Below are 9,356 nucleotides of genomic sequence, written 5' to 3' on the forward strand. Positions count from 1 at the left end.
GCTCAATTATATTTGTACACTTCATAACTCGAAAGTATCTATTTTAATCCTTTTAATAGTGATAGTGGCCAGGTAGAAATAATGAAGGAACAGCACGCTATTTCTTCATTTTTCTAGCCTTATCGTAAAACGGTAGAGTAAGCCGGATTATTCACTGCCGGGTACAGAGAGTATATCTAAATGCCTGGTAGTTAGGTTTGTTGGCTGCTGGTCCAAATTTGGCTTGCTTTCTCCTCCTTCATCTGTTTCGTTGGAAAACCTCGAATCAGGAAAAATTCCTTCATTTTCCCGCCTTGCAGCTAAAGGAGGATTAAAGCAGGCCTAATTCTGCTTAAGGTTGTAAAAGGGAGTTCAACAGAACTTCTCCATCCCTCAGCCAAGGGATGCTATCCGGGATGTGGGCAGGGGTGGAATGGTCCTTAAGCTCGAAGTCACTTTTTTGCCTCGCGGCAAAGCCGCCCGGCTTAGGGATGAAGCGGGTCTGTTTGAGCTCCTCTTGGTCATTGATGATTTTGCCTATTAAAGCAGCCGTCATTGACCAAGAGAGCGAGCCGCGCCAGCCCGCCATTGCGTAGCGATGGAAGCCCCGAAAAAGGGATCGATCCATTAGCGCCAGGCTTATCTTATTTTAAGGAGGAGATGCTGAGGCAACTCTAAATCATCTCATTGGGGTCCTTTACGGCTACGGTTTCGGGAGTAGGATAAAGTAAAAGCTTGGAAAAGTCCTTTTTCCAAAAGTCCATGTCCAGGATTTCGTTTTCAGTATTTTGGGTCAGGGTGATGACCACCGGGGTGCCGTCGCTGTCGATGTATTTTACTTGAACGAGGTCATTGAGATAAGGGGCTTTGTCAAAATCGGTGAAGTTAATGCTTCCCATTTTCCCGCCTTCATACTCTTCCACCTGAGTAGGGATATTGATTTCGTCAGGGTTTTTACCTGCCAAAGTTAAAAGGTGACGCACCAGGGTCATCTCTTGCTCACGGATCGTTCTTCTTTCATTCATAATGTAAAATAAGGGAAAAACTATTAATGGGGCAAACGAAAAAGCCGCTCCCAAAGAAGCGGCTTTTGATTATTTTGGTAATTTATAGGGTGCCTGCAGATAAGCATCTGGCACGCCATAAAATTTGCGTAGTCGAAGTAATTCAGTCTTCATTTCCGCGACAACTTCTTTGTATTTGGGATCATTGTAAACGGAATACATTTCCATCGGATCTTTATCAAGATCATAAAGCTCGTATTTTCCGTCGGTATAGAAGCTGACCAATTTGTATCGCTCTGTTCTTACGCCCTCATGTCTTGGTACACCATGTTTGCCATGATCATAATAGTGGTAATACAGGGAAGTTCTCCAGTCTGCCGGAGTTTTCCCAGCCAACAGCGGCTTCCAGGAAGCACCTTGCATATCTTTCGGGACTTTGATATTGGCCAAATCCAAAAGGGTAGGGGCAATATCAATATTCTGAGTAAGGGATTCTACTGAAGTTTTGGCTTTGATGCCTTTAGGCCAACGCATGACCATCGGTTGTTGCATGGCCTCTTCATACATGAATCGTTTTTCGGCAAAGCCATGTTCTCCAAGGAAATAGCTTTGATCACCGCAGTACACCACGATAGTGTTTTCGCTTAGTCCTTCCTGATCCAGATAATCCAACAGACGACCAATATTATCATCGATCCCATCCACGCAACGTAAATAATCCTTCATGAAGCGCTGGTAAGCATAGGCTTTTTTCTCCTTTGGTCCCAAATTTCTGAATACCTTCTGGTAGGCTTCATCTTCTTCCTTGCGCAGGTCATGCCACTTACGATGTTCTTCATCGGTCATGCGCTGGAAGTAGATGTTTTTATCGTGATCACATTGCCCATAAGGTTTATTGATCTTCGCCGGGCTGATTTTCATGTTCGCCTTTGATGCATAAATCTCCCGATTTTGATAATCATCGAAAAGGTTATCCGGTTCCGGAATGGTATCATTTACATAACGCTCCAGGTAACGGAAATGCGGTAGACGTGGCACATGTGGGGCCTTGAATTTTACGAAAAGCATAAAAGGGTTTTCCTCCTTTTTATCTTCTTCCAGCCATCTCAAAGCTTCGTCCACCACCAGGTCAGTCACATAACCATTGACTTGTTTTACGTCCTTATCTCCCTTGGTCAGGAAATCCGGATTGTAATAGAAGCCCTGATGGCCTGCGCCGCGCAAAATCTTGAAATAGTCAAATTCATTGCCGGGCAATCCTCTCAGGTGCCACTTTCCCACCAATGCGGTTTGGTAACCGGCTTTTTTAAACTCTTTTGGGAGCAATGTTTGGTTGCCATTCCAGAAAGAGTTGTTTTTCATAATGCCATTTTTGTGGCTATGCTTACCGGTGAAAAGCGTCGCCCGACTGGGGGAACAGATTGAGTTCCCAACAAAGTTTTGTTGGAAAATGGCGCCTTCATCCGCAATACGGTCAATATTTGGGGTCGTATTGATTTTACTACCATAGGCACTGATGGCCCGATTGGCATGATCATCTGACATGATGAACACCACATTCGGACGGTCTTTGTTTTTTTCCTTAGCAGCCTGTGCCCCTATGCTGAAAAACATCCCTAGCAACAGCCCGAGAGATACATATATGCGATTCATTACGTTCGTTTAAAGGTGAAGCTTATTTCCCGAAATAGTTGTTGTGCTTGTTGAAGAACTCCAAACCAAGGTTTTCTTCCATAGCGGCAATACCAAAAAGCATGGTAGAATAATCTACGCCCTGAATGGCTTTAGCTTTCCAATTTGGGTATTTCAGGGAATATCTCCAAAGCACGGTGGTGCCTGGCTCTAATTCGTAGTGTGCGCGTTTTTTGGGGTCACGATACATGGCGATCAAATCACCACGGGAACGCTCCATTACCGGAGAGAATCCTGCCACAATATGTGGAGAAACGATTTGGTCCGGATTTTCGTTTTTCTTCGCTCCTTCGTTGAAGATGCGGTCTACCATATATCCACGGGTTTTTCCTGCTCCGGCACCATTACCCCATTCGTAGTCCTGATGTCCTGAAATGTTCTGGTCCTGGAACCAGGTCCAGTCTGCAGTGGCCGCATTTTTCATGGCTTCCTGGTAATCGGCACTATTGGAAAATTCGTGACACAGATAGTTGTTGAATAAGAAAGCAAACATGGAGGTATAACGCACTTTTGCTGGTGCCAAAACCGGAATGCGATCTTCCCCATAATAGGCAACAGGGATATTTTTGGTGGTACCGTACCATTTGTTCCAGTATTTTACCGCAGGATCATTTTTCTTTTTGGCCTGATGCATGGCCAAAGAGGCGATGATCATGTACTCATTGAACGGCTTGGTCAGGTTCTTTTTGGGCGAACCATCCGGGTTCTGGCTTAGGAAGATATGACCAGTTTGTGGATTGGCAATATAGGCGCCCTGATCTACCGAGTTCCAAAGTTCGTCCACGTATTTGGCGATTTTTTTATTCTTCGGGAAGTAGTTGCGCGCAAACATAGCGCCTGACAACATGATGTCGGTGTCAATTGGACTAAAGTCATGCCCGATCATCTCACCGGTATTGATGTCATAGAAATGAGAGAAGGTCCCTTTGGCATTTCTTGGAGGGTTGAAGTCCGGGTTTTCACCTGAAAGGGTGGCAAGGGTTTGCTCTATCAATTTTTCAGCTTCCGGTTCCCAACCCATCTTATGTCCGACACAGGTGGCGACCATGCCCATGCCTGCATTGGCAATGGATCCGCGGGTGGTAGGTTTATTAAATTTGAAACCATCTTTATAAACGCCATTATCATGGCGAATCAGTTGCCAGAAGCGGTAAGAGTTATGGAATAGTTCCTGAATGATTTGCTCATCCGATTTTTCAGAAATTTGATCTGAAGCCAGGGCGGATTGACCCAGCAGCAGTAAACTGAAAACAAAAGTGAAAAACTGTCTCATAGTAAAATAGTAAAATATGGGTTCAGACGTTTAGTCTATTGGGTTCGGAAAGAGCGGGTCTTTTCCTGTTCGAAATGAAGATAGAGACAAAAAGGACTTGGTGAAAATATTCCTAAAATAAGTGGGCTCACTTGTGTTATTTTAGGTGGTCAAAACTGTGCTTGAATTACACTATAAAAACGCAAATATAATCCATTAACCGCTTTTTTAGGCGTTTTTTACAATTTGGTTTACTAGTGGTATTCATATTAAACACATAAATGACCCAGTAATTAATTCTTGTTTTTGTTATATTAAACTTCTTGATTTTCGAGTTTCCTGTAAAAACAAAAATATTTCAACAACTCCAGTTTCCGCTATATTGGGCTCATTTCGATAATGATCATACTAATACCAACATTCATGAGCAGACTGATAATGCCGACAAAAAGCATAAAGCTTTTGGAGTATTTGGTGGGGATTTCTTCAGGCCCAAGTTTTCTCAGAGAAAAGAATATCTGAATGACAGAGAGCAAGGAAAGGAGGCAGGTGCCCAGGCATAAAAACCAAATAATGAATTCCAAAGAGGCTACAGAAAGGGCGCCATCTGCGAGCTCAAGTGCAAATTTTTTGATGACAAAGGTAAAGCCCAGCACAGCAACTTCTGTCCTGATCCAGGCCAGAAGCGTTCTTTCTGTAGCAAAAAATACCCGGGGATCATTCAAATATGACATATTGTGTTTTTTATTGTTGTTCTAAGCAATGACTTTAACAGCAGAATAACCAGCACCTTGTTTTTCTAATTTTATTTGGGTGGAGATGCGCTCTTGCAATTCCGGAACGTGGGAGATAATCACGATCTTTTTTCCTGTTTGGTATTGTAAATTCTCAAGTGTGCTTAATACTTCCTCCAGGGTGTTTTTATCCAAAGTACCGAATCCCTCATCGATAAATAAACTCTCAATTTTTACTTTTCTGCTGGCCATATCGGAAAGGCCCAGGGCCATGGATAATGCCAACAGGAAGGTTTCCCCACCACTAAGGGTTTTAATGGCCCGGATCTCATCTCCCATCTCCATATCCATAATATAAAGATCATCTTCATTGGTTCCATCAGGTTGACTGATAAATCGATACCTTGGACTTAATAATCGCAAATGGTTATTGGCATACTCCAAAAGTATCCCCAGCATCAGTGACTGCGCGTAATTGTTAAACTTGTCCCCCTCTTTCGATCCAATCATATCATTTAAGGCTTTCCAAAGGCGAATGTCTTTTTGTTGCTTTTGGATTTGCACCAGCAGATTGGCCTGCTCCTTTTGCTGCTGTATTTGCACTTTTAAGCTGGCCTGAAGATCAGATTGTTGATTTTGAAGGTCTTTTATTTGCTTTTCTTTGCCTTGTTTTTTTTCAAGCAGTTCTTGTTCCTCAGGGATGTTTCCTTCAAAGAAATGGGTGATGGCTTCTTTTTTCTCCTGGTTTATTTTTTCCTGCTCTTGCAGGCTGATGATTTCCGTTTGTAGCTTTTTCTGATTCGCACGTACTTCTTCTGCCGCAGGTTCAAAAGCGAGGATCTCCTCCAGGGTATTCAAATCCGGAATTTCAGACTTCTCCAGGCTTGTGGTGAGTGCAAATTGCAATTGGTGTTGTTGCTCAGCAAGTGTTTTTAGTTCTGTAGCAAGGCGATCCGTATGCTCCTGGAATGTTTTTAGTTTTTGACCCGATTCCTGTTGCTTGAGTTGGAGCGTGCTGACCTCTTGGTTTTGCTGATTCAATTGCTCCTGATGAGCTTGTTGGAATTGATCAGCCGTAAGCGTTCCATATTTGGATTGCCTTTTTTGTTGCTGAAGATTTAGCTTATCGGATTCCTTTCTGATGGCACTCAACAGGGTCTCCTGCTCTTTTTCTAATTGCTTGACGACCTGCTGCTTTTCAGCTGTTTGGCTTTGAGCATGTTCGATTTTTTGTTGACTCAGCGCAATCTCTTTTCTGAGCTGCTGGCATTTAGTCCATTCCTTTTCCAGCTGCTCCAATTGGATGGCTCCCTGAAGGTGCCCCTGAAAAGGAGCTGTTGCCTGATGAAAATCCTGCAGGGCATTTTCATATTGGCTGGCCATATTCGCAATCCTCTGAAAAGGCTGTCTCAGCATTTCTTTTTTCTGATAAGTCTTCAGATTTTCTAAGGAAGCATGGATTTCTTCCGATAATTGTTCATGATGGAGCGTCCCTCCAAAAGCTTCGGGGAGTTGCCCCTGTAAATCAGAAAGACTTTGTTTGCGTTGGGAAATCTTGACTTCTATTTGCGCCAAATTCTGCTCTCCGATTTGTTTTCCTTCCTTAGCCGCAGCCGATTGACGCTGCAAAGCGGAAAGCTGCTGGAGGTGTTGTTCTTCCTCCTTTTTTTGATGTTGATGCTTTTCTTGTGCTAATTGAATGATCTGTTGATCGGTTTTTTTATGCGCTGCCGGGTGCGCTGTGCTTCCACAAACAGGGCAGGCGGCGCCTTCTTTCAGCTGACTTCTAAAATAGGCAATGCCGTGATCGTGTTCTAGTTTTGCTTTTTCCAGTTCTCCCTCGGTAATTTTTACCTGCGCTTTGGAATAGGCCCACTGCTTTTCGGCCTTTTCGCTTTCGGAAAGGAGGTGCTGCAATAGTGTCTCTTTGGCAGATAATTCTTGCTGGAGTTGCTGTTGAGTAGCGTACTCTCCATTCAGCTCCGTTTTTTCCGCTTGAATTTTATCCAGAATTTTCTGAGCCTGCAGCAGGCGCTCTTCTTCTAGCTTCCATTTTCTTTGGGACTGGAGCTCTTCTAATTGTCGATCCAGTGCCAATTGCCAGCGCTGAATAGTTGTTTTAATTTCCCCCTTTTCAAATGCTGCCAGCAGCGCTTGTTGAAGCTTTGCTTCCTCAAATCCCTGGATTTCATTTTTGAGCTGCCCACTGTGGTGATTGATGTTGCTGCTCAGCTGCCGCCAATGGGATAATTGGGGAGCAATTTCCTCTAAATAGGAAAGGGACTTTTCCTCTTCTTGGAAAGCCTGCAGTTCTAACTGAAATTGTTGTAGGGCCAGCTGACCATTTTTTAAAGCCTGTTGCTCAGCATCAAGGCGGTTCAGAATCTCTTTATGCTGGTTTTGAAAAGAGGAAATTTGTACCCCTGTTAATTTAAGGGACTCATCCTGCGCACGCATTTCTTCTGCCTGTTGTTGAACCAGTGGACTTTGGGCATCCAAAGCTTTTTTTAGACGGAATCCTTCCTTTAATCGGAATTCGATTTGCTGATAAGCGGTCTTTTCCGCTTCAGTTTTCAACTGAATAGCTCCTTGCTCTTCCTTGTTTTTGACTATTCGAACCTGCTGGTCTTTTAATTTTTCATAATCTGCTTTCAGTGGCAGCGCCTTTTCAAATTTAGCCAGTTGGGCGATATCAGGTTCGATTTCGGCCTTTCGTGCTTGAAGCTTATTTTGAGCAACTTTTATTTGAGTGGCCTGTAGTTGGACTTGCTGGTATTCTTTAAGTTGCAGATGTTGTTTTTCAATAGACTGCAGCTTTTGAAGGTGGTTTTCTACTTCTGACTGTAACTTTTTCAATTCGATTTCAAGCGCCTTAACCTCCTCCGCATTCATTAACGGAATATTGCCCAGCTGTTGTTCCAGGAGTTCTAATGCCTTCTGTCGCTCTTTATAAGCTTCATAAACCTTTTGAGAGATTTTTCGAAAGTCAAAAGAGCGGGTGATTTTTTCAAGCAGTTGATTCCGCTCTGTCTTTTTGGCTTTGAGTAATTTGGAAAAGTCTCCCTGGGCCAACATCACCCCCTTCACAAATTGCTCATAGTTGAGGCCAATGGTTTCCTCAATAATAGGGCAGACCTTTCGGCTGTTCCCACTCTCAATGAGTGCTCCAATGGTTGCTTGATCGGATTCCAGTCGGGCGAATTCCATTTCACATTTATTGATGCGGTTTTTTGCTTCTCCACGACTCCCTTTTTGTGCCCACCATTTCGCTCTATAATATTGCGACTTTCCATCTTCAAGAAGCTCAAAGTCAATGGCCACATGACCTTTAGACTCTCCTTTGGTCAATATACCTCCACTCTGATCAAGTTCCGTATTGGTCACTTTTGGATATCGGGGCGTTTGATTATACAGCGCCAGTAAAATAGCATCCAGCAGTGTGGTTTTTCCAGATCCTGTTTCTCCTACGATGGCAATCAGTTCACTGTCGGATAGGGGAGTAGATTGAAAATCAATAGTATGTTCACCCCTTAAAGCATTAATATTGGATAAATTGATTTTATTGATTTTCATAATCTTCCGAAAGTATATTTTGATTTAATTGTGTGAATGTATTGCGCAAATCTTGCTTTAATGCTTCATCAGCTTGACTTTCCTCCAGCATTTTGTCAAAGATTTTGCTAGCGGTGAATTCATCCTCTTTGAGGTGCTGCTGTCTGAAAAGTTGAGCTGCATTTTGACTATGCTGCTCAAAATGTATAGTGGTTTTTATTATTCGGGCAAAATCCTGTTTTTTATGAAATGCATGCTTCCATTCATCGGCCAGCGTTCTGGTCATAGGATCGTAAAGTGGTTCTTCAATGGCGATTTCTAATAGGTAGCCATCTTCTCGGGACTGCAGGCTAGTGGCCTGTTCTTTAATCTTTTCCAGGCTGCCTTTTAAGCGTTTCAGGATTTTAAAAGCCGGAGTTTTTACAGGTGTTATAGATATTATTTTTCCTTCTTCTACCGTTATTACCTTCACCTGATGTTCATATTTGATTTCTGAGAAACTCAGAGGATAAGGGGAGCCTGAATAATGTATTTCCTGTTCACCGCTAATTTTTTGTGCCTTGTGAATATGGCCTAAGGCAACATAATGGAAGTCTTTTGGAAAATACGAGCTGTCCACCGCAGCCTGATGTCCCATTTGAATAGGGCGTTCTGCATCCTCCGTATTTAGGGAGACGCCCTGCACATACAAATGCCCCATCCCAATTAGGGGTTGGGGGAGGGAACTTGCGAAGTTGGCAATTTCCTGATAGGTGTTTTTGATGCCTTCCCGAATGGCTTGGGCCGGATCATCCGTGCCGGCGATACTCTTACGTAAATCCTGATCTCTGAGAAATGGAACCGCGGCGATGGTCGCTTTTTCTCCATTTATTTCAACAGGGATCAGGTGTTTCGATAAGTCTTGATCCAGTTCGCAAACGACCTCCGTATGAAGGGACTTTAAAAGGGATTTAGGTACGCGCAAATTGGCCCGGCCATCATGATTCCCATCCGTGATAATCACCTGAGAAGGGTAGCTTTGTTTAAAGGCGTCTGCTAAAAAGTTATGGTACATTTCCTGTGCCGCCAGTGGAGGGTAAGCGGTATCAAAAAGATCTCCTGCTACCAGGAGTATATCAATTTTTTCCTGTATCATAAATGATA

Annotated in this window: 7 protein-coding genes; all 7 read right to left on the reverse strand. The window is 43.3% G+C overall.

Going from position 1 to position 9,356, the window contains the following annotated elements; translation table 11 throughout:
- Nucleotides 1–331 precede the first annotated feature (331 nt).
- Nucleotides 332–607, reverse strand: coding sequence for a hypothetical protein (locus tag AAA970_RS19575; RefSeq protein ID WP_338238585.1), 276 nt, complete (start codon nucleotides 605–607; stop codon nucleotides 332–334).
- 46 nt (nucleotides 608–653) lie between these two features.
- A complete protein-coding gene (locus tag AAA970_RS19580; protein WP_060688151.1) occupies nucleotides 654–1,004 on the reverse strand; it encodes a DUF6984 family protein in 351 nt (116 codons plus the stop codon).
- Nucleotides 1,005–1,073: 69 nt separating this feature from the next.
- Entirely contained in the window at nucleotides 1,074–2,636 is a 1,563-nt protein-coding gene (locus AAA970_RS19585; RefSeq protein ID WP_338238586.1) for a sulfatase family protein, read from the reverse strand.
- A gap of 22 nt (nucleotides 2,637–2,658) precedes the next feature.
- Complete coding sequence (locus tag AAA970_RS19590; RefSeq protein WP_338238587.1) at nucleotides 2,659–3,948, reverse strand: hypothetical protein; 1,290 nt, start codon at nucleotides 3,946–3,948, stop codon at nucleotides 2,659–2,661.
- A gap of 356 nt (nucleotides 3,949–4,304) precedes the next feature.
- Entirely contained in the window at nucleotides 4,305–4,661 is a 357-nt protein-coding gene (locus tag AAA970_RS19595) for a YidH family protein (RefSeq protein WP_338238588.1), read from the reverse strand.
- Between the two features lie 21 nt (nucleotides 4,662–4,682).
- Nucleotides 4,683–8,234: an AAA family ATPase gene (locus AAA970_RS19600; protein WP_338238589.1), complete on the reverse strand. Its 3,552-nt coding sequence runs from the start codon at nucleotides 8,232–8,234 to the stop codon at nucleotides 4,683–4,685.
- Nucleotides 8,221–9,356: exonuclease subunit SbcD (sbcD, locus tag AAA970_RS19605; RefSeq protein WP_338238590.1), on the reverse strand; the 1,136-nt coding region annotated here is incomplete at its 5' end. The genes sbcD and AAA970_RS19600, both read right to left, overlap by 14 nt.

Source organism: Persicobacter diffluens, from assembly GCF_036244895.1.
Taxonomy (GTDB): domain Bacteria; phylum Bacteroidota; class Bacteroidia; order Cytophagales; family Cyclobacteriaceae; genus Persicobacter; species Persicobacter diffluens.

Bases quoted from the DNA above. Each gene is read 5' to 3' on its own strand.
- AAA970_RS19575 (WP_338238585.1), bottom strand. From the start codon at position 607: ATGGATCGATCCCTTTTTCGGGGCTTCCATCGCTACGCAATGGCGGGC.
- AAA970_RS19580 (WP_060688151.1), bottom strand. From the start codon at position 1,004: ATGAATGAAAGAAGAACGATCCGTGAGCAAGAGATGACCCTGGTGCGT.
- AAA970_RS19585 (WP_338238586.1), bottom strand. From the start codon at position 2,636: ATGAATCGCATATATGTATCTCTCGGGCTGTTGCTAGGGATGTTTTTC.
- AAA970_RS19590 (WP_338238587.1), bottom strand. From the start codon at position 3,948: ATGAGACAGTTTTTCACTTTTGTTTTCAGTTTACTGCTGCTGGGTCAA.
- AAA970_RS19595 (WP_338238588.1), bottom strand. From the start codon at position 4,661: ATGTCATATTTGAATGATCCCCGGGTATTTTTTGCTACAGAAAGAACG.
- AAA970_RS19600 (WP_338238589.1), bottom strand. From the start codon at position 8,234: ATGAAAATCAATAAAATCAATTTATCCAATATTAATGCTTTAAGGGGT.